Source organism: Kribbella ginsengisoli (assembly GCF_039537185.1).
Lineage (GTDB): Bacteria > Actinomycetota > Actinomycetes > Propionibacteriales > Kribbellaceae > Kribbella > Kribbella koreensis.
Genome location: NZ_BAABAA010000001.1, coordinates 1,223,011 through 1,243,731 on the forward strand (window position 1 = coordinate 1,223,011; position 20,721 = coordinate 1,243,731).

At 68.0% G+C, this 20,721-nt stretch carries 18 protein-coding genes; 9 read left to right on the top strand and 9 right to left on the bottom strand.

What is annotated here, in order from left to right; genetic code table 11:
• The first annotated feature begins 41 nt into the window (after positions 1-41).
• Together ABD768_RS05415 and ABD768_RS05420 are read left to right on the top strand one after the other, a co-directional pair.
• The gene (locus ABD768_RS05415; RefSeq protein ID WP_344837928.1) at positions 42-416 is read left to right on the top strand and encodes a nuclear transport factor 2 family protein; all 375 of its coding nucleotides are present in this window, start codon (positions 42-44) and stop codon (positions 414-416) included.
• Between the two features lie 53 nt (positions 417-469).
• Positions 470-1,411 (top strand): cyclase family protein, encoded by a 942-nt coding sequence (locus ABD768_RS05420; RefSeq protein ID WP_344837931.1) that lies wholly within the window; start codon positions 470-472, stop codon positions 1,409-1,411.
• Between the two features lie 146 nt (positions 1,412-1,557).
• Here the strand turns inward: ABD768_RS05420 and rny are convergent, their stop codons facing one another.
• From rny to ABD768_RS05440, 4 genes are all read right to left on the bottom strand, one after another.
• Positions 1,558-3,261, bottom strand: a complete 1,704-nt coding sequence (rny, locus tag ABD768_RS05425) for a ribonuclease Y (protein WP_343977535.1) — start codon at positions 3,259-3,261, stop codon at positions 1,558-1,560.
• 539 nt (positions 3,262-3,800) lie between these two features.
• Positions 3,801-4,388 (bottom strand): Rv0909 family putative TA system antitoxin, encoded by a 588-nt coding sequence (locus ABD768_RS05430; RefSeq protein ID WP_344837935.1) that lies wholly within the window; start codon positions 4,386-4,388, stop codon positions 3,801-3,803.
• Between the two features lie 232 nt (positions 4,389-4,620).
• Positions 4,621-5,133: a P-loop NTPase family protein gene (locus tag ABD768_RS05435; protein WP_344837938.1), complete on the bottom strand. Its 513-nt coding sequence runs from the start codon at positions 5,131-5,133 to the stop codon at positions 4,621-4,623.
• Between the two features lie 32 nt (positions 5,134-5,165).
• Entirely contained in the window at positions 5,166-5,747 is a 582-nt protein-coding gene (locus ABD768_RS05440; RefSeq protein ID WP_344837940.1) for a GrpB family protein, read from the bottom strand.
• Between the two features lie 84 nt (positions 5,748-5,831).
• Here ABD768_RS05440 and ABD768_RS05445 point away from each other — a divergent pair, with 84 nt between their 5' ends.
• Complete coding sequence (locus ABD768_RS05445) at positions 5,832-6,542, top strand: hypothetical protein (protein WP_344837943.1); 711 nt, start codon at positions 5,832-5,834, stop codon at positions 6,540-6,542.
• A gap of 101 nt (positions 6,543-6,643) precedes the next feature.
• Here the strand turns inward: ABD768_RS05445 and ABD768_RS05450 are convergent, their stop codons facing one another.
• Together ABD768_RS05450 and recA are read right to left on the bottom strand one after the other, a co-directional pair.
• Positions 6,644-7,222 carry a regulatory protein RecX gene (locus ABD768_RS05450; RefSeq protein WP_344837946.1) on the bottom strand — a complete coding sequence of 193 codons (579 nt, stop codon included), beginning with the start codon at positions 7,220-7,222 and terminating at the stop codon, positions 6,644-6,646.
• Positions 7,223-7,895: 673 nt separating this feature from the next.
• Entirely contained in the window at positions 7,896-8,990 is a 1,095-nt protein-coding gene (recA, locus tag ABD768_RS05455; protein ID WP_343977517.1) for a recombinase RecA, read from the bottom strand.
• 249 nt (positions 8,991-9,239) lie between these two features.
• Here recA and ABD768_RS05460 point away from each other — a divergent pair, with 249 nt between their 5' ends.
• From ABD768_RS05460 to ABD768_RS05470, 3 genes are all read left to right on the top strand, one after another.
• Positions 9,240-10,034, top strand: coding sequence for a hypothetical protein (locus tag ABD768_RS05460; protein WP_344837948.1), 795 nt, complete (start codon positions 9,240-9,242; stop codon positions 10,032-10,034).
• Between the two features lie 40 nt (positions 10,035-10,074).
• The gene (locus ABD768_RS05465; RefSeq protein ID WP_344837951.1) at positions 10,075-10,638 is read left to right on the top strand and encodes a GrpB family protein; all 564 of its coding nucleotides are present in this window, start codon (positions 10,075-10,077) and stop codon (positions 10,636-10,638) included.
• 108 nt (positions 10,639-10,746) lie between these two features.
• The gene (locus ABD768_RS05470) at positions 10,747-12,867 is read left to right on the top strand and encodes an MMPL family transporter (protein WP_344837954.1); all 2,121 of its coding nucleotides are present in this window, start codon (positions 10,747-10,749) and stop codon (positions 12,865-12,867) included.
• An 81-nt stretch (positions 12,868-12,948) separates the two neighbouring features.
• On the opposite strand, the gene ABD768_RS05475 is transcribed toward ABD768_RS05470, so the two are convergent.
• Both ABD768_RS05475 and ABD768_RS05480 read right to left on the bottom strand, forming a co-directional pair.
• Positions 12,949-13,143, bottom strand: coding sequence for a DUF3046 domain-containing protein (locus ABD768_RS05475; RefSeq protein ID WP_343977506.1), 195 nt, complete (start codon positions 13,141-13,143; stop codon positions 12,949-12,951).
• Entirely contained in the window at positions 13,143-14,306 is a 1,164-nt protein-coding gene (locus tag ABD768_RS05480) for an LppM family (lipo)protein (RefSeq protein WP_344837957.1), read from the bottom strand. Before ABD768_RS05480 ends, ABD768_RS05475 begins: the two co-directional genes overlap by 1 nt.
• Positions 14,307-14,382: 76 nt before the next feature.
• Here ABD768_RS05480 and ABD768_RS05485 point away from each other — a divergent pair, with 76 nt between their 5' ends.
• From ABD768_RS05485 to ABD768_RS05495, 3 genes are all read left to right on the top strand, one after another.
• Positions 14,383-19,023, top strand: coding sequence for an ATP-dependent helicase (locus ABD768_RS05485; protein WP_344838659.1), 4,641 nt, complete (start codon positions 14,383-14,385; stop codon positions 19,021-19,023).
• Between the two features lie 3 nt (positions 19,024-19,026).
• Entirely contained in the window at positions 19,027-19,812 is a 786-nt protein-coding gene (locus tag ABD768_RS05490; RefSeq protein WP_344837960.1) for an Fpg/Nei family DNA glycosylase, read from the top strand.
• Between the two features lie 92 nt (positions 19,813-19,904).
• Positions 19,905-20,324, top strand: coding sequence for a DUF4262 domain-containing protein (locus ABD768_RS05495; protein WP_344837963.1), 420 nt, complete (start codon positions 19,905-19,907; stop codon positions 20,322-20,324).
• A 20-nt stretch (positions 20,325-20,344) separates the two neighbouring features.
• On the opposite strand, the gene ABD768_RS05500 is transcribed toward ABD768_RS05495, so the two are convergent.
• Complete coding sequence (locus ABD768_RS05500; RefSeq protein ID WP_328322728.1) at positions 20,345-20,635, bottom strand: helix-turn-helix domain-containing protein; 291 nt, start codon at positions 20,633-20,635, stop codon at positions 20,345-20,347.
• Between the last annotated feature and the right edge of the window lie 86 nt (positions 20,636-20,721).

A 20,721-nucleotide genomic window follows, 5' to 3' on the forward strand; every position in this document is an offset into this window, starting at 1 on the left:
GGCCGCTGCGCAGGCTGGCGTCAGAAAGGCGGGTGGTCGCGATGACCGACAGGAACCGTGCGCTACTGGAACGCCTCTGGCCGATGGACGGGCAGCTGGCGTTGTCGGCCGAGGCCGAGCACGAGCTGCGCACCGAGGACTACGTGCTGGAGATGCCGCAGTCCGGCGAACGCATCGTCGGCCGGGACAAGATGCGCGCGATGCAGCGCGAGTACCCGTCACCGCCGTCGATCGTGATCCAGCGGATCACCGGCGCGGGCGACCACTTCGTCGTACTGGGCCGATCGGACTACGACGGCGAGATCTTCCACGTGGCCAACATCGTCGAGTTCCGCGACGGCCGGATCGCCCGGGAGACGCGCATCTACGGGTCGCCGTTCGAACCGCCGGCCTGGCGTTCGAAGTACGCGGAGTAGCCCTCTGGATCAATAAACTCGGCTGCCTCGTGACCTGAGGAGTCGATGCCGGGATGACGATGCCCACACAGGAGGACGTACTGGCGTACTTCGACACGCTGTCGAACTGGGGCCGCTGGGGCGACGACGACGAACTCGGCACGCTGAACCTCATCACCGACGACGTCCGGCTAGCGGCGGCGCGGGCCGTCCGCCACGGCAGGAGTGTGTCGTGCGGCTGGGAGATCGCCGTACCGGAGGAGATGGAGCGGTCGACGACGGCCTGCCCGTGCGCCGCCGACATGCCAGGCGCCGAGCACATGCCGCCCGCCTTCCACGCCGACCGCCGCTGGGGCTTCTCGAACGAGCGACTCGGCATCTTCTTCCACGGCAACACGATCACCCACCTCGACTCCCCCTGCCACCTCTTCTGGGACGGCAAGATGTACAACGGCCGATCCCACTCCCTGGTCGACGGCGAGACCGGATCATCCTGGGCAGCCGTCACCGCAGCAGCGAACGGCATCACCACCCGAGGCGTCCTCCTAGACATCGCCAAGGTCCGCGACGTCCCGTGGCTGGCCCCCGGCGAAGGCGTCTTCCCCGAAGACCTAGAGGAAGCCGAACGCCGCCAAGGCGTCCGAGTGCAACCCGGCGACGCCGTACTCCTCCGCACCGGCTACGGCCGAGCCCGCCACGAGTCCGGGCCCTCCGGCGGCATCACCCAGTCCGGCTGGCACGCCTCCTGCCTCCCCTGGCTCCACGACCGAGGCGTAGCCCTGATCGGCGCCGACACCCCCCAAGACGTCCAACCCTCCGGCTACGACAACATCCTCATGCCCGTCCACGCCGTAAGCCTGGTAGCAATGGGCCTCTGGCTACTGGACAACTGCGACCTGGAAGCCTGCGCCACCACAGCCACCGCCCTAAGCCAATGGGACTTCCAGCTATCCCTGGCCCCACTCCGCCTAGCCGGCACCTCAGGCAGCCCAGTAAACCCAATAGCCACCTTCTGACCGCCGCACCCTCGAGGGCCTGAGCCACTCCTGTGGATAACTCTCCGCCGACGCGACTGCTGACGGATACGCTCAGTTAGGAAGGACAGGGTGGCAGCAGCAGCGGCTCGGCCACCCGGCAACCTCACCGATGTGCGACTGCTCTGCTACTTGGCGACTTCGGTGGCACGGGACTCGCGGACCACCGTGACGCGGATCTGGCCCGGGTAGGTCAGCTCCTCCTCGACCTGCTTGGCGATGTCGCGCGCCATCACCTGCGCGGCGATGTCGTCGACGGCGTCCGGCAAGACCATCACCCGGATCTCGCGACCAGCCTGCATCGCGAACACCTTCTCGACGCCGTCGTGATGCATCGCGATCTCCTCGAGCCGCTCGAGCCGCTGCACGTACGCCTCCAACGACTCGCGCCGCGCCCCCGGCCGCCCACCGCTGACCGCGTCCGCCGCCTGCGTCAGCACCGCCTCGACGGTCCGCACCTCGACCTCGTTGTGGTGCGCTTCGATGCAGTGCACGACGTCATCGTCCTCGCCGTACTTGCGTGCCAGCTCGGCCCCGACGATCGCGTGGCTGCCCTCGGACTCATGCGTCAGCGCCTTGCCGATGTCGTGCAGGAACGCACCCCGCTTGCACCGCTTGGCATCCAGCCCCAGCTCAGCCGCCATCATGCCGGCGATGTGGGCCGACTCGACCAGGTGCTTGAGCACGTTCTGCCCGTACGACGTCCGGTAGCGCAGCAGCCCCATCGTGCGAACCAGCTCGGGGTGCAGATCGGTGATCCCCACATCGGCCATCGCGTCCTCGGCCGCCCGCTCGCACAGCTCGGCGACCTCACCCTTGCTCCGCTCGTAGATCTCCTCGATCCGGCTCGGGTGGATCCGGCCGTCGAGCACCAGCGAATCGAGGGTCAGCCGCGCCGTCTCCCGGCGTACCGGGTCGAAGCAGGACAGCAGCACCGCTTCGGGGGTGTCGTCGATGATCAGGTTGACGCCGGTGGTCTGCTCGAAGGACCTGATGTTGCGGCCTTCGCGACCGATGATCCGGCCCTTCATGTCGTCGCTGGGCAGGTGCACGACCGACACGACCGACTCACTGGTCTGCTCCGAGGCCAGCCGCTGGACTGCGCCGGTGATGATCTTGCGCGCCTTGATCTCGCCCTCGTCCTGCGCCTGCCGCTCGATGTCGCGGACGATCGTGTGCGCGTGCCGCTTCGCCTCCGCCTCGATCGCGGCGACCAGCTCGGCCTTCGCCTGCTCGGTGGTCAGGTTGGCGACGCCCTCCAGGATCCGGCGCCGCTCGTCCTCGAGATCGCGGATCTCGGCCTTGCGCTGGTCGAGCTCGGCGAGCTGGGTGGTGAGCTCGCTCTGGCGCTCTTCGATCGCGCGATGCTGCTCGTCGAGACGTTCTTCACGCTCGGTCAGCCGGTGCTCGCGACGCTCCATCTCCAGCCGCTGCTCACGCAGGTCGTCGCGGATGGATTGCGCCTCCAACTCGGCTTCCCGGCGCACATCGGACGCCCGCTGCTCAGCCTCACGCCGTACTTCGGACGCGCGGGTCTCGGCGTCACGCCGGATCTCCTCGGCACGCTGCTCGGTCGCCTCGGTGCGGACGCGGAGTACCGCCGCTGCTTCTTCCGCCTGCCGGGTCACCAGCTCGGCTGCGGACTTGGCGCCGGCCGTGATCGTGGCGGCCTCGAGCTTGGCGTTCGCCTGGGCAGCGCTCACGGCCGCGGACTGGTCGGCGACCTTGCGGCGCGACAGTGTCAGGCCGATCCAGGCCAGCAGGCCGACGATCAGCAACCCGATCAGGACGAGCCCCACAGATGCCGCCGTCGGCATGGCCGCGAGTGACATCGGCGTCTCCCCTCTGCGAGTCGCGCCCGGGGGCGTGACGTTGTCGGCGTCGAAGGGAGCCTTCACAGCGATCAGCAGGACGGTACGACGAAGAGCACCACCCGGTTCGGCGGTGCTGCAAACACCCGGCGGGGCCGGGTCGTCCTATGCGGCAGCTCGGTCGAGCGTTGGTCTCACGTCCCCCGCGCCACGGTGTTGGTCGTGGCCCGGGTTTTTGTCCGGCCGGTCCAGCCGGCCGCTGCTATGTACGCCATCTCGCGATGGAGTGCTCCCTTACTGATTCCGAGGCTAGGCGCGGCCATCCACAGGGTCAAGACGAACACCCGCCGACCGGTTTCCCGGTTAAATCGAGACCTAACACCGCCTCACCCCTTGGTTACCCTCCAGTCACTCTGCGCCGCCCAACCCCGCTTTCCCGTACTCCCGGCCGCAAGCGTCGTCGGCAACCTCAACGACCCGGGCCTCCCCTGCTCACTGGCAGGTGGGAGGCCCGGGTCGTTGGCGGGATTACGGAGTACTACCTCGCGTACTACCTCGTACTACCTCGGGCCGGGGAGGCCGCCATCCGACGTACCGGTCGCCGTACTGCCCGTGTCGGCGCCCTCTATACCGGAACCGGCCGAACTACTCGGATTGCCCGCGACATCCGGCGCCTCTCCACCGACGACGGTGCCGTCCACCGCGTCAGGAGCAGCCTCGTCAACAGTCTCCTCGGCCCCAGCCCCAGCTTCATCAACGCTGCCCGTCGGCTCTGGCGCAGCCTCGTCGACGCTGCTCTCCGGCTCAGGGGCGGCCGTACCGGGCCCTGCGGATTGGTCTGGTCCAGAATCAGCAGGCTCCGCCGTTGCTTCATCGGCTCCGGCCGTGGGTGCGTCTGTGGTGGTGTCCTCACTGCTCTGCTCGGTCGAGGTGGTCCCGGGCCCTCCGGCGGGCTCCGCAGGGTCCGCGTGGGAGTCGACGTAGCTGCCGACCTTCTCCTGCACGGAATCGACCTTGTCGGCGTACTTTCCGCCGGTCTGCTTGTCGATCAGGTCGCCGGCTTTCTCCACGCCTGCCTTGATCTTGTCCGGGTTTTGCTTGACGACATTCCGGAGCCAGTTCTTCGCCTGGTCTTGGAAATCGTTCATTGCACCCTCCGAGAGGTGTCAGGGGCGGATCGGACGAAAATCCCAGCCTACGGACCACACAAACCCGATCCGTACTTCGGATCAGACACCGTCAACCCCGACCCGTCAACGTCCCTCGCCGCTAACCCCTCGTCCCCTTCCCCGAAACCCACCCGTCATCCGGCCCCGAAACCGCCGGAATCGCGTCCCCGAAGACCCGGAATCACCGATTCCAACTCCCCAGCCGTCCGGCTCAGTGAGCCGACCGCAGGAACCGGTCGATCTCCCTCCGCGACCTCAACCGGACGAACCGCAGCTGAGTAAACTCCGGATCCTGCATCGCCAGACCGTACTCAGCCTTCGTCGGACCGTAGGTCCGCCAGGACCACAACAGAATCGACCTGGCCGGGTCGCGGCTGAACTGGTCGCGCAGCGAGCCCTCCCGATTTCCGTTCCAGAGCTCCACCCCGGAGGCAATCCGCCACACTGTCCGACGTACCAGTTGCCACATCACCACAACGCGCGGCAGATCGAGCCAGACCACCGTGTCAGCCGCACCCCAGGCGATCGCCCGGATCCGTTCGGAGTAGTTGCCGTCGACAACCCACCCTCCGGACCGGGTGGCCTCCCGAACGCGCGCCTCGAACTCGCCCTGCTCGAGCTTGGTCCAGTTCGCCTGCCAGAAAATCGAGTCCAGCTCGACATGCCGAAGTCCCAAGCGCTCGCTCAACCCACGCGCAACCGTCGACTTCCCAACGCCGGCCACCCCGATAACCACAACGCGATGCACCTGAGCGCCTAGTGACTCGGGTGCGGGGACCAGTTGGTCTCGAGTGCCCAGCGTTCGGCGCCTGCCATCAGCACTTCGGTTGCCGGGGCCTTGATCTGACCGTAGTCGAACAAATCGGAAGCACTCATCGCCAACCGTTTCTTGAAGGCTCCCCACCCTGTCCGCGCGGCGTCGTCGGCCCGGAGGTAATCCCGGAACAGCAACGCAAACCGCACATTCGGCCCATCGCCGATCCGGAGGTGGACATTGCAGGTCCGCCCACCAACCGGTGGCGCGAACACCAACTTCCTGCACTCCACCCCACTGGACACCTCAACCCGATTCCACGCCTCCGGTCGGCACCTGAACCCAACCTCCGACATCAACCGGACCAACTCATCCTCATCCAGCAACCGCACCCGAACCTGTACGTCGATGCAGTCCTTCGCCGCCAACCCCGGTACCGAGGTGGACCCGACATGCTCGACAACCAACGCCCGCTTTCCCAACACGGACCGCAACACGTCCGCGATCAGCTCGAACTCCGTCACCCACTCCGACCGGTAGTCGACAACCACAACCCCTGACCCAAGCTCATCCGCAAACGGCACGCCTCCGATCGTGACAGACGCGCGGCTCTCGCCCAGCCGTAATTCAAAGGCAGGGTCGACCAACGGCCGCCTATGCTCCACGCCATGACGCCGGAGGAAGTCCACCGCGAGACGCCCACGCTGATCACGGAAACGCTCGCACTGGTTGAAGCCGACGCCACCCACCGCGAGGTCGAACAAGCACTCCTCGCCGCGGGCTGGACTCCGTGCGGCGCCGGCGACTGGGCCATCGCCCTCCGCTCACCCGACGGCACCACAGCCGCGCGAATCAGCCCATTCGATCCAACCGGCCCCTACACCGCAGCCCTGTACCGCGAGGCCACCCACACCCGCCAGGTCCCCGTACTGTTCGCCCACCGCCGTCTCACCGGCGGCGGCGACCTCCAACTGATGGAATGGCTCCGGCCCGTCCCCATGCAGGAAGCCATCGCCTTCCACCAGGCGATCAAGTCCCGCGCTCCCGAGGTCACCGACCTGGTCGAAGTCATCACCCGCATCCACACCCGAGCCCTCGAAGAACTCCCCTGGTGCGGCCCCCTGGACGACAACCCGTCAAACGTCATGCGCGGCGCAGACAACCGCCTGGTAGTAGCCGACCTCTTCTACGCCGACGGCCCCAACCTCTACGCCACCGCACTCAAAGATCCCGACCTGGTCGCAACCCGAATCCCAGAACCCGAACGCCGCTACCTGACCGAGATCCCCCTAGCCGCCTCCGGCCCCTGGGACCCCATAGAACAAGCCGCCCTACGCACAGCCCTGGCAACCGCCGACTCCCGCAACACCAGCACCTAACCCGGCAACCACTCGCGAGAACACGGTGGCCATCCCGCCCGTCCCACAGCTGCACTTCATGACAGTGGTTCGGCAGGTCAGATGGGGAGTGGTCGGGCTTGCTAGTCGGCTTCTAGGCCGGAGTCGTTGAGGAGGGGGAGTTCTTCGTCGGAGGCGGCTAGTTCTTGCTTGACGACGGTCATGGCGAGGGCGCCGGGGTAGCCCTTGCGGGCGAGCATGCCGATCAGGCGGCGCATGGCGACCTGGCGTTCGAGGGAGCGCATCGAGCGGAGCTTCTTGCGGACGAGGGCGCGTGCGGTGGCCTCTTCCTGGTCGGGCTCGATCTCTTCGATGGCGTCGCGAGCCAGTTCGTCGTCGACTCCTCGCCGGCGGAGTTCTTGGGCGAGAGCACGCTTGCCCAGACCGCGACCGCGGTGGCGCGACTCCACCCAGGCGTTGGCGAAGGCGGCATCGTCGATCAGCCCGACCTCGGTAAATCGATCGAGCACCTCATCTGCCACCTCGTCGGGAATCTCCCGCTCCGCCAGCAGATCGGCCAGCTCGGCCCGGGTCCGTGGCTGCCCACTCAACTTGTCGAGCAAGATCGTCCGCGCCGTCGAATGCGGATCCGCGAACTCGTCGACCTCAACCTCCGCAGCCTCGCTGGGACGCCGCCCGCCGAACTTCCGGCTCCCCCGCATCCCCGACCGCCGCCGCCCAGACCCATCCGACATCCCAGCCCCGCCGGACCACTCCCGCACACCATCGCCCGGCCCAGCACCAGCACCAGCACCAGCAGGTTCATCGCCCGCGCTGGACGATCCAAGCCCGGACAAGCCAGTGCTGACTTCAGATCGCTCAGGAGATCCGTCGGAGGTCGTTGCGGCGTCGGCTAGGTCATTGATGGCCCAATCCGGCATGCCGTCTGCTTGGCCTTCGAAAGCGTCGAAGGCACCGTCGTCGGATGAGCGACTCCCGCCGATGCGGCCCGCCCTGACGCGATCGGAATCGCCAAAGGCACGGCCGGATTTTGCAGCGGTAGCGCGGCCGGCTTTGCCCGAACCACCACGGCTCGGGCTAGCGCCGCCCGAGCTGATGCCGTCCGAAGCGGTACGAGCAGAACCGGCCCGGGTCGACCTGCCGGATCGTGCTCTGGGCGACTTCTTGGAGGGTGGTTCCGGCTTGTCATCCAGGGACCACGGGAGCGGCTGGACCGGAACTCGTTCTACCTCTGGGTCGGGGCTCACCGGCGCCTGCTTCGGCGTGGTGATTCCTGCTACCCCCCGGCGGACTCCGGCGGGCAGCTCTGGCAGGGCCTTGGAACTGGCCTGCCCGGAGCTGCCCGGACGGTCGTCGCCGGGAGACGAGCTGTGATCAGAAGTCGACATCGACCTCGGCCGCAGCCTTGCCCGCGGCCTTGGCGTCCTTGGCGTCGACCGGCTCAGCCACCACGCCGATGCCCATCTTGTCCTTGATCTTCTTCTCCAGCTCGTTGGCCAGATCCGGGTTGTCGCGCAGGAAGTTCCGCGCGTTCTCCCGGCCCTGACCGAGTTGATCGCTCTCGTAGGTGAACCAGGCGCCGGCCTTGCGGACGAAGCCCTGCTCCACACCGAGGTCCAGCAGGCTGCCCTCACGGCTGATGCCCAGGCCGTAGATGATGTCGAACTCGGCCTGCTTGAACGGCGGGGCCACCTTGTTCTTCACGACCTTGACCCGGGTCCGGTTGCCGACGAAGTCGGTGCCGTCCTTCAGCGACTCGATCCTGCGCACGTCGAGCCGGACCGAGGCGTAGAACTTCAGCGCCTTACCACCGGTCGTCGTCTCCGGAGAGCCGAACATCACGCCGATCTTCTCGCGCAGCTGGTTGATGAAGATCGCGGTGGTGTTCGTCCCGCTGACCGCACCGGTCATCTTCCGCAGCGCCTGGCTCATCAGCCGGGCCTGCAGACCGACGTGGCTGTCACCCATCTCGCCCTCGATCTCGGCCCGGGGCACCAGCGCGGCCACCGAGTCGATCACGACGATGTCGATCGCGCCGGAGCGGATCAGCATGTCGGCGATCTCCAGCGCCTGCTCACCGGAGTCCGGCTGCGAGACCAGCAGCGCGTCGGTGTCGACGCCCAGCTTCTGCGCGTAGTCCGGGTCGAGCGCGTGCTCCGCGTCGATGAACGCGGCGATCCCGCCGGCCCGCTGCGCGTTCGCCACCGCGTGCAGCGCGACCGTCGTCTTACCGGAGGACTCCGGGCCGTAGATCTCCACCACACGACCGCGCGGCAGGCCGCCGATCCCGAGCGCGATGTCGAGCGCGATCGACCCGGTCGGAATGACCTCGATCTTCGCCCGCTCCTGATCGCCCAGGCGCATCACCGCGCCCTTGCCGCAGTTCCGCTCGATCTGCGTCAGCGCGGTCGCCAGCGCCTTCTCGCGATCCGCGACCTTGCGATCGTCCTTCGCCGCTGCACCAGCCATGTGACTGCCACCTAACCCATCTACTATCGGGGCCGCTGTCCCAGCCGCCCGGAGGAAATTCGTTGTCGCCAGAGACGGTATGGGTTCCCACGGACAGTTTTCGGTGCTGCCGGGAATCTGTGGAAAACCCGGTCCGTCCGCGGAACTCGTACGGGACAAAATAGCCCGAACACCTGTTCGAATCACAACTGACACGCCGAAGTACCCCGGAGATCGTCGCCGACCCGCCCAGTCCCTACCCTGACGGACGTGACCGACCGCCCTGACGTCCCCGACTCCGCCGTCGTCCTCGCCCTCAGCCGGGTCGAGTTCGGCATCGACTCGGTCCTCGACGCGCTCCGCACCCAGGACCCGTTCGGCATCCGCGGCCTCCTGACCGAGTACTCCGCCCAGGAGCAACCCAACCTGGCCGAGAAGGGCCTGATCCTGGCGATCGACCGCCTGCTACGGATGAAGGTGCCCGGACACGCAGAGTGGCCGACCCTGCCACTGGGCCAGCGCTGCGACTGGTGGGTGGAGCGGCTCGGCGGGTTCGCCGCCGTGGTGGCGGGTCTCCCCCGGGTCAGTGGCGCCGCCGCGGACGCCCTGCCGGTCAAGGACACCCTCGGCGCCGCAGTACAGGCGATGGTGATCGGTGCGGTCTGCCGCGAGTACGGCGTCGAGGCGCACGCGGACCGGACCGCCGTCATGGCCAGGGTGCTCACCGCGCGCCCGATCACGCCGGACGACGTACTCCGGTACGACGACCCGACCACGGCCGGCAAGGACGTCGCAGCGCAACTGGGGTTCGGTGACGAGTCGGAGGAGGCCGGCCTGCGCAAGGGCATCCGCCTGGTCTGGCGGATCAGCAAGCTCTTCGGCGGGCTCGGAGAGGTGTTCGAGGACCGTCCACGGGGCAGTATCGGCGCCAGGATGCTCGGCAAGCTCCCGGCGGTCGGTGTGGTCGGCGGGTTCTTCGACGAGCGCAAGGGCATCCGCAAGGCGGCGTACGCAGCTGCCGAACTGCTCAGCACCAGCGCGTTCCGGGTGAAGCCGATCGGATAGGGGCTGTCTGTGCCACCGGGTCGCTGCGATGATTCACCCCATGAGCGCGATCGCCATCGTCAATCCGGACCCGACCTGGGCCGCGCAGTACGACAAGACGGCACAGGTGATCAGCAACATCCTCGGCGACACGGTCGTGCGGGTGGACCACATCGGTTCGACCTCGGTACCGAATCTGGCGGCCAAGGACATCCTGGACATCCAGGCGACCGTCGCTGTCGAGTCCGAGCTGGATGACGCCGTCCAACTGCTGACGGCAGCGGACTGGGAGGCGAGGCCGCCTCGCCGCGACCACCCGGTGCCAGGACTACCCAGGGACGAGTTCCAGTGGGTCAAGCGACTCGTAGTCGAGCCCATGTACCGCCGCCGGGTGAACCTGCATCTGCGAGTGATCGGCCGCGCCAACCAGCGGTATGCGCTGCTCTTCAGGGACTACCTGCGCGCCCACCCGGACACAGCTGCGGCGTACGGCGAGTTCAAGCGGCGCGCAGCGACCCTGCCCCTGGAGTCCGTCGGCGAGTACGCCGATCTGAAGGACCCCGTCTGCGACCTGATCTACCTGCCGGCCGAGGACTGGGCCGCGCGGACCGGCTGGTCTGCCTGAACCGATGACCCTTCGGGTAGACCTCTGCGGACGGTGACCGGAGTACTACTCGGGGCTCGTTGACGCGTCCCACGGCAGCCGGGAGGCTGGACGTGGGGGTGGTTTCGGATGGCTGGAACAGGGCGGCTCGCGGCGCTGCCATGCGGCAAGGTGTCGAAGTGGATCGTGCTCGGGTTGTGGATCGTGGCGGTCGCGGTGTGCTTCAGCCCGGCCGGCAAGCTCACCGGTGCTCAGGACAACGACGCAGTGTCCTGGTTGCCCGGCAATGCCGAGTCCACCGAAGTGCTGAAGGCGACGGCTCAGTTCTCATCACCTGACGAGATCCCTGCGGTGCTGGTCTACGAGCGACCCGGTGGGCTGACCGAGGCTGACAAGCAGGCCGTGACCGGGCACGCGGCGGAGTACGGGAAGTTGCCGAACGTCGACCGCGAGGTGGTCGGGCCGATCCCCTCCGACGACGGCAAGGCGCTGCAGGTCCTGGTACCGATCAACGCAGGCGACGGTGGTTGGGACACGATCGGCGCCAGAGCCGACGACATCCGCCGAGTCGCCGCCGACCGACCTGATGGCCTGTCGTTCCACCTGACCGGCCCTGGTGGCTTCGCTGCCGACTCGCAGGAGGCGTTCGCCGGTATCGACGGCAAGCTGCTGTACTCCGCGGCCGCTGTCGTGATCGTCATCCTGCTGCTCACGTACCGAAGCCCGGTGCTTTGGCTGCTACCGCTGATCTCAGCCGGTACTGCGCTGTTCGCCGCGCAGGCTGTCGTATACCTGCTGGCGACCAAGGCAGACCTCACGGTGAACGCACAGAGCGCAGGCATCCTCACCGTGCTCGTTTTCGGCGCGGGGACGGACTATGCCCTGCTCCTGGTGGCTCGCTATCGAGAAGAGCTCCGGCGGCATGAGGACCGTCATGAGGCGATGGCCTTTGCCCTGCACCGATCCGGGCCGGCCATCTTCGCATCGGGCTCGACAGTGGTGGCCGGCATGCTGTGCCTGCTGCTCGCTTCGATGAACTCGACCCGTGGCCTCGGCCCGGTGGCAGCGGTCGGCATCGTGGTCGCCCTACTCGCCATGCTGACGCTACTGCCTGCACTGCTGGTGGTATGCGGCCGCTGGGTGTTCTGGCCGCTCCGGCCGACGTACGGGTCGGACGACCACACAGAGACGAGTGTGTGGGGACGGATCGGGCGACGGATCGCAGTACGGCCGCGGCTCACCTGGATCACGACCACGGTCCTGCTGGGCGCTGCTGCGTTGGGGATGCTCACCCTTGACGCCAACGGGCTGTCGAACGAGGAGTCCTTCACTGGAACTCCGGACTCGGTAGTCGGCGAGAAGGTGGTCGCGGCGCACTTCCCAGCGGGCGCAGGGAACCCGCTGGTCGTCGTAGCCAAGGCAGATCACGCCGCCGAGATCCGTACTGCGATGTCGTCGGTCAAGGGCATCGCGTCAGTTGCTGAGCCGCAGACCTCGAGTGGGCTCGCCTACATCGAGGGCACGATGACCGATGCGGTCGACACCCAAGCAGCGAAGGACACCGTCGATCGAGTGCGGGCAGCCGTCCACGCTGTCGATGGTGCGGATGCGCTGGCCGGCGGTGGTGCGGCGATCGTGCTGGATACCCAACGGGCCTCGAGTCACGACAACAAGGTGATCATCCCTGTCGTGCTCGCGGTGGTGCTGCTGATCCTCGCCCTGCTGCTGCGAGCGCTGGTGGCGCCGGTGATGCTGGTGGCGACCGTCGTACTGTCCTTCGGCGCGGCCCTGGGAATCAGCTCGTTGGTGTTCCATCACCTGCTGGGCTTCAACGGCGCCGACAGCTCCCTGCCGTTGTTCGTCTTCGTCTTCTTGGTGGCCCTGGGCATCGACTACAACATCTTCCTGATGACCAGGGTGCACGAGGAGTCGAAGGTGCACGGGACCAGGCGCGGGGCGCTGATCGGCGTCGCCGCGACCGGTGGGGTGATCACCTCGGCAGGGCTGGTGCTGGCCGGCACGTTCGCCGTACTGGCGACGATGCCGGTCGTCGCGTTCGCGGAGATCGGCATCGCGGTCGCCCTGGGCGTTCTGCTGGACACGATCGTCGTCCGGTCGGTGCTGGTGACGGCACTCAACCTCGACATCGGGCGGCACCTGTGGTGGCCGAGCAAACTCGCCCAGAAGCACGATCCGGCGCCAGAGCAACTCGGCGACCCCGAACCCGAGCGAGCCCTGGCCGGCAACTGACAACTGCGCAGCGGCGCCAGTTGGGCGATCAACAGGGCTGGGCGCGCTAGCGGTCGTGACCGATAGGGCTGGCCAGTAGAGCTAGCGCTCGCTGGGCGGGAGTTGGAGGTGTGCCCAGACGGCGCGCCAGACCTCCTTGGCGGACTCACCGTCGCCGAGGGCCTCGTCGACCGTGCGGCCTCCGAGCTCACTCAGCGCCTGGGTCTCCGCCCAGGTTCGCGAGTAGGCAGGACCCAGATGGCTGTCCATCCGGGTCCAGAACTCCGTCAGTCTCATTACTGCCCATCGTTGTCCGGCGGCCGGTTCCAGCCGCCTTGCTGTCCGCCCTGCGGCGGCTGACCCCAGCCACCCTGCCCCTGCTGAGGCGGCTGTCCCTGCGGGGGTTGTCCCTGCTGCGGAGGCTGACCCTGGGGAGGCCGACCCTGCGGGGGCTGGCCCTGCGGAGGCTGACCTTGTGCGGGCGGTCCCTGCGGCGGCTGACCCCAACCACCCTGGCCCTGCTGAGGCGGACCTTGCGGCGGCTGTTGCGGTCCCCACTGGCCAGGCTGACCCTGCTGCGGAGGCTGCGGCTGCCCAGGGTACTGCCCCGGACCAGGCTGACCGTACTGCTGCGGCGGCTGGCCCGGCTGACCGTATGGTCCCTGCTGGCCCGGACCGTACGGACCAGGCTGCCCGTACCCACCAAGCTGGCCCTGCGGCGGACCGTACTGGCCAGGCGCACCCGGCTGGCCACCGTACTGGGGGCCCCACTGGCCCTGCGGTTGGCCCGGGTACTGCCCGTACTGGCCGTATTGCTGCTGCGTCTTGGCCTTGCGACCACGAAGTACGAAGAAGGCCACGGCACCGCCGCCGAGGAGCAGCAGCACGATGATCAGGATCAGCGCCCAGGCCGGGAAGCTGCTGCCGGCCTCCGACGTCAGCGACACCTTGCCCAGCTTGTCGAGGCTGTCGTACGTCGCCGTCCGGCCGCTGACCTTGGCACCCGCGTCGTGCTCGAGGATCTTGCCCGGCATGGTGATCTTGAAGTTCACCACCGGCGTGATGCCGTTCGTATCGCCGTCCAGACCGAGGTCCTTGATCGAGACGAAGAACTTGTCGCCCTCCTTGCGGAACCCGACCCCTTCGTCGGTCGACTGACCCATCGAGCGGAACGGCACGTCGTCGAACGTGCAGTTCGAGCCGACGTACTTGTCGTCCTCGAAGGATTTGCAGGTGACGCCCTCGGTCGAGGTCTGCTGAAGCCCCTTCTCGACCGATTGCCGGAGCAGGTCGAGCGACTGGCCGCTGCTGGACGCCAGCTGCTTGTCCAGGCCGATCTTCATGCTGCCGGAGACGGTCTCGTCGGAGTTGACCTTGAGGTCGCCATCGAGCTTCACGCAGCCGGTCAGGCCGACCAGGCAGGCGATGATGACGAGCGCGAGGCGCACGCGGTTCTTCATGCCGACGATCATTCCAGAAGCCGGGGACAGCCCGCTGCCAAGGTCCGGCCGGAAATTGTCGGAGCGGCCGGGCAAGATGGGCATCGTGCAGAAATCCAGCGCGTTGAGCCGATTCTCGCCCGCGACCCGGGCGTGGTTCGACGACGTCTTCGAAGCGGCCACCCCGGCCCAGCTCGAGGCGTGGGACGCGATCACCGCGGGCCGGGACGCGCTGGTGGTCGCCCCGACGGGTTCGGGCAAGACGCTGGCGGCCTTCCTCTGGGCGCTCGACCGGCTGGCCACGGTGCCACCGGCCGAGGATCCGAAGCTGCGTTGCCGGGTCCTGTACGTGTCGCCGATGAAGGCGCTGGCCGTCGACGTCGAGCGCAACCTGCGCGCACCGCTGATCGGCATCCGGGAGACCGCCCGCCGGCTGGGAGAGGCCCCGATCGACGTCGAGGTCGCGGTCCGCTCGGGTGACACGCCGGCCAACGAGCGCCGGCGCTTCGCCACGAAACCCTCCGATGTCCTGATCACGACGCCGGAGTCGTTGTTCCTGCTGCTCACCTCGCAGGCGCGGGAGTCTCTGCGGGGCGTCGAGACGATCATCATCGACGAGGTGCACGCAGTCGCCGGCACCAAGCGCGGCGCGCACCTGGCGCTGACGCTCGAGCGGCTCGACGCGCTGCTGCCCAAACCAGCGCAGCGGATCGGGCTGTCGGCGACGGTCCGGCCGGTCGAAGAGGTGGCGCGCTTCCTGGGCGGCGGCCGGCCGGTGAAGGTCGTGCAGCCGAAGTTCACCAAGCAATGGGACCTGAGCGTCGTCGTGCCGGTCGAGGACATGGCCGAGCTGGCCAACACCGAGGTCGAGACGTCGGGATCGGCCGCCGGTCAGCCCCGGCACGCCTCGATCTGGCCGCACGTCGAGGAGCACGTCTTCGACCTGATCTCGGCCCACCGCTCGACCATCGTCTTCTCGAACTCGCGCCGGTTGGCCGAGCGGCTGACCGCCCGGCTCAACGAGATCGCCGCCGAGCGGGCCGAGCTCGAGCTGCCCGAGGCCGGCTCGCCGGCTCAGGTGATGGCTCAGTCGGGTGCCTCCCTGGCGGCTCCCCCAGTGATTGCCAAAGCCCACCACGGCTCGGTCAGCAAGGAACAGCGTGGCCTGATCGAGTCCGATCTGAAGTCCGGCCGGCTGCCGTGCGTGGTCGCGACCAGCAGCCTCGAGCTCGGCATCGACATGGGCGCGGTCGATCTGGTCATCCAGGTCGAGGCGCCGCCATCGGTCGCGAGCGGGCTGCAGCGGGTCGGCCGGGCCGGCCACCAAGTCGGCGCGGTCTCTCGTGGAGTGCTGTTCCCGAAGTTCCGCGGCGACCTGGTCGACACGGCCGTGGTGGTCCAGCGGATGCGCGACGGCCTGATCGAGAGCCTGCACATCCCGGCCAACCCGCTCGACGTGCTGGCCCAGCAGATCGTCTCGATCGTCGCCCTCGACTCGATCGACGTGGACGAGCTCTTTGCCCTCGTACGCCGCTGCGCCCCGTTCGCGTCGTTGCCCCGCTCGGCGTACGACGGTGTGCTGGACATGCTGTCCGGGCGCTACCCGTCGGACGAGTTCGCCGAGTTGCGGCCGCGGATCGTGTTCGACCGGGTCAGCGGGGAGATCTCCGGCCGGCCCGGTGCGCAACGCCTCGCGGTGACCAGCGGCGGCACGATCCCGGACCGCGGGCTGTTCGGCGTCTTCCTGGTCGGCGAGTCGACCAATCACCGGGTCGGCGAGCTCGACGAGGAGATGGTCTACGAGTCGCGGGTCGGCGACGTCTTCACACTGGGAGCGTCGAGCTGGCGGATCGAGGACATCACCCACGACCGGGTGCTGGTCTCCCCCGCCCCGGGGCAACCGGGACGACTGCCGTTCTGGAAGGGCGACGCGGTCGGTCGGCCGGCCGAGCTCGGAGCTGCGACCGGCGCCTTCGTCCGGACGATGGCCGCACTGCCTCCCGCGAAGGCGATCAAGCGGGCCCGTGACGCCGGCCTCGACGAGTACGCGGCGAACAACTTGGTGGCTTATCTCGGTGAGCAGCGCGAAGCGACCAGCCGGGTGCCCGACGACATCACGATCCTGGTCGAGCGGTTCCGGGACGAGCTGGGCGACTGGCGGGTCTGCATCCATTCGCCGTACGGAGGTCAGGTCCACGGTCCTTGGGCCTTGGCGATCGCTGCTCGGCTCCGCGAGCGGTACGGCATGGACGCGCAGTCGGTCTCCGGTGACGACGGCATCGTGCTGCGCCTGCCGGAGACGGATGAGCCGCCGCCGGGTGCCGACTTGGTGCTCTTCGACGCGGCAGAGATCGAGGATCTGGTCACTGCGGAGGTGGGCGGCTCCGCGCTTTTCGCGGCGCGCTTCCGTGAGTGTGCGGCGCGGGCGTTGCTGCTCCCCCGGCGAAACCCCGGCAAGCGATCACCTCTGTGGCAGCAACGTCAGAGGTCGGCGCAGTTGTTGAGTGTGGCCAGCAAGTACGGCTCGTTCCCGATCGTGCTGGAGACGCTGCGTGAGGTGCTGCAGGACGTCTACGACCTGGACGCGCTGAAGGACCTGCTGACCGGCATCAGCGAGCGGCGGATCTCCGTCGTCGAGGTGGAGACGCCCGAGGCGTCGCCGTTCGCGAAGTCACTGCTGTTCGGGTACGTGGGCGCGTTCATGTACGAGGGCGACACCCCGCTCGCCGAGAAGCGTGCCGCAGCGCTGGCACTCGACCAGAGCCTGCTGACCGAGCTGCTCGGCCGCACCGAACTGCGCGAGCTACTCGACGCCGAGGTCGTACTGCGCACCGAGGCCGAGCTGCAACGCCTCGCCGAGGACCGGCGTGCCCGCGACGGCGAAGGACTCTTCGACGTACTACGCCTGATCGGGCCGCTGTCATTGAACGAAGCGTCCCAACGATGCGTCGACGGCTCGGATGCCGAAGCCTGGCTGACCGAGCTCGCCGCCGCTCGTCGAGTGGTCCGGGTGCGGATTGCCGGCGAGCATCGATGGGCCGTGGTCGAGGACGTCGCGCGGTTGCGTGACGCGCTCGGGGTGCCGCTGCCTCCTGGGATCGCCGAAGCCCACGCTGAGTCTGTGGCGGACCCGATGGGCGATCTGGTGTCGCGCTATGCCCGCACCCACGGGCCTTTCCGCGCCATCGATCTGGCGACACACTTCGGCATCGGCGTGGCGGTCGTGTCCGACACTCTGCGTCGGCTGGCAGCGGCCGGGCGGGTGGTCGAGGGCGAATTCCTGCCTGGCGGAATCGCGATGGAGTGGTGCGACAGTGAGGTCCTGAGGCTGCTCCGTCGCCGGTCGCTCGCCGCACTGCGCAAGGAGGTCGAGCCGGTCGACCCGTCCGCGCTCGCGCGATTCCTCCCTGCCTGGCAAGGCATCACCAGCAGTCGCGGCCGTGGGTACGACGTGCTGCTGGGTGCAGTTGAGCAACTGGCGGGCTGTGCGGTCCCTGCGTCAGCGCTGGAGTCGATTGTGCTGCCGTCGCGAGTCCCGGGGTACCAGCCGTCGATGCTGGACGAGCTGACGGCGACTGGTGAGGTGGTGTGGGCCGGGTCTGGGTCTTTGCCCGGTACGGACGGCTGGGTCTCGTTGCACCTCGCGGACAACAGCGACCTCACGCTGCCCGATCCGGATCCGTCCTTCGAGATCGGCGAGACCCATCAAGCGGTGCTGGACGCATTGGCCGGTGGCGGCGCGTTCTTCTTCCGGCAACTGAGTGATGTCGTCGGCGCGACGGCTGGGGTGGTCGACGACGAGACGATGGTCGGCATCTTGTGGGATCTCGTCTGGGCCGGGCATCTCACCAACGACACCTTGGCGCCGGTACGGTCGCTGGTCGGCGGCGGTCGGGGCACCCACCGCACGCGTCGTACTACACCTCGCGCGCGACCTGGGCGTCCGTTGAGGCCGGGGCGTCCGGCGATGCCTGCACGGAGCGGTCCGCCGACGGCAGGTGGGCGTTGGTCGTTGCTGCCCGAGCGCAATGAGGATGCGACCAGACGAGCCCATGCGGCGGCGGAGACGTTGCTTGATCGCTATGGGATCGTCACGCGTGGCTCGGTCATTACAGAGCGGACGCCAGGCGGGTTCGCGGCGGTGTACAAGGTGCTGAGCGCGTTCGAGGAGTCCGGGCGGTGCCGGCGTGGGTACTTCGTCGCTGGGCTGGGGGCTGCACAGTTCGCGTTACCGGGGGCGGTCGACCGGTTGCGGGCGATGGCCGAGTTGCCGACTGGAGGGCTGGGTTCCGGTGGGTCTGGGTCTGGTGGCTTGGGGTCTGGGTCTGTTCGGTCGGGGGCCGGCGGTCGGGCGAAGGAGGAGCCTGCGGCGCGTGCCGTAGTACTGGCTGCTTCTGATCCGGCCAATCCCTATGGCGCGGCACTGCCTTGGCCCGAGCGGGAGAACGCGGGCGGGCATCGACCTGGACGGAAGGCGGGCGCACTTGTGATGCTCGTCGACGGGCGACTGATCGTGTACGTCGAGCGTGGCGGGCGGACCGTGCTGAGCTTCACTGAGGATCCGGAGCTGCTGCAACCGGCCGTGGATGCGCTGGCGCTGGCGATCAGGGACGGGCACCTGGGCAAGCTCAGCGTGGAGACGGCCGATGGCGAACAGGTGCGGCATACGGCGTTCGGTGATGCGCTGGCCAAGGCCGGGTTCCATGCGACTCCGCGCGGTCTGCGGCTCCGGGCGTGAGCCATGCCTGAGGGAGATACCGTCTGGCGCGCATGCAAGCGCCTCGATCAGGCCTTGGGAGGGCATGAGCTGATCGAGACGGACTTCCGGGTACCGACGCTGGCCACCACGGACCTCAGCGGGCGAACCATGCTCGAAGTTGTTGCGAAGGGCAAGCACTTGCTGATGCGGCTGTCCGGCGGGCTGACCATCCACAGTCACTTCCGAATGGACGGCAGCTGGCATCTGTACCGGCCGGGCGAGTCCTGGAAGGGCGGTCCGGATCATCAGGTGCGGGCGGTGCTGAGGACCGCTGACTGGACAGCTGTGGGGTATCGGCTGCCAATGCTGGAGCTGGTCGCGACCGAGCAGGAAGACACCGTGGTGGGTCATCTGGGGCCGGATCTGCTCTCACCTGACTTCGATCGGGAGCTAGCGCTGGCCAACCTCGCTGCTGAGCCGGAGCGGACGATCAGCGAGGCTCTGCTGGATCAGCGGAATCTGGCCGGGATCGGCAACTTCTATCGGACCGAGGTCTGCTTCCTGCTCGGTCTGCATCCATGGCGGACGGCGGGGTCCGTCGATCTGGCAGCGACGGTGGATCTCAGTCGCCGGCTGATGAAGGCGAACCTCCGGCACGCGGCCCAGGTGACGACGGGCGTTGATCGGCCCGGCCAGCGGTCCTATGTGTTCGAGCGGCCCGGCAAGCCGTGCCGGCGGTGCCGGACGACCATCCGGACGGCGCCGATCGGCGAGCCACCCCGGGAGCGGGTCAGCTACTGGTGTCCCACCTGCCAGCCCGAACCCTGAAATCCGCCTGTGGACGAACCGCTGATCCGACGGGCAGCCGGATACCTTCCCTGACGAGTCGAACATTTGTTCGAGTCCGAGAGGAGAGGTTCATGTGCGACATCTGCGGCGGCGTCACGAATCCGGAGTACGAGCAGCGACTGCGGAGCAACATCCGCAAGCACGGCTGGACGGTGCAGTTCATCGAGGGTGCGGACGACCGGAATCCGGCCTACGCCTACACCCTCGGGATGAGCCTGTACGGGCACCCGGAGTTCGTCACCTTCAACTGCCATCCGGGCTTCGTCGCGGGCGAGTTCCAGCCGCTCGCGGAGGCGGTGCTGTCCGGGCGCCGGTTCGACGAAGGCGATGACCTCGGCGATCTCCTGCAGCCGCGGCTGCTCCGGGTGCCGGACTCGAGCACACACCTCTACACCGCGAACACCATGTTCAGGCAGCCTGGAGAGCCACCCATCGCGGCACTACAGCTGGTCTGGCCGACCAGGACGCCGTGGCTGGAGAGCGGACGATGAACGTCCGTGAGCTGCCAGGGTCAGGCAGCGGAGGCAACGACCTCGGGCTCGATGGCCGGATGAGCCAGCACCAGGGCCTCTTCGCGGGCCAAATCCTCGCTCACCTCGGCGAAGACCGTCGACAGCGGCACTTCCAGTGCCATGCAGATGGCGGCGAGAAGCTCGCTCGACGCCTCTTTCTGGCCACGCTCGACCTCGGACAGGTAGCCCAGGCTCACCCGAGCATCAGCGGACACCTCGCGCAGAGTGCGCCCCTGGCGCAGCCGCTTGCGCCGCAGGACGTCGCCCAGGAGGCCACGAACCAGCACCATGAGGTTTCTCCCTTCCGCCTGTCGGACCGAACCTACTCGCACCGTAGCTCGACCGTGGGGACCAACGGTACCCGTTGCCGGGTCAC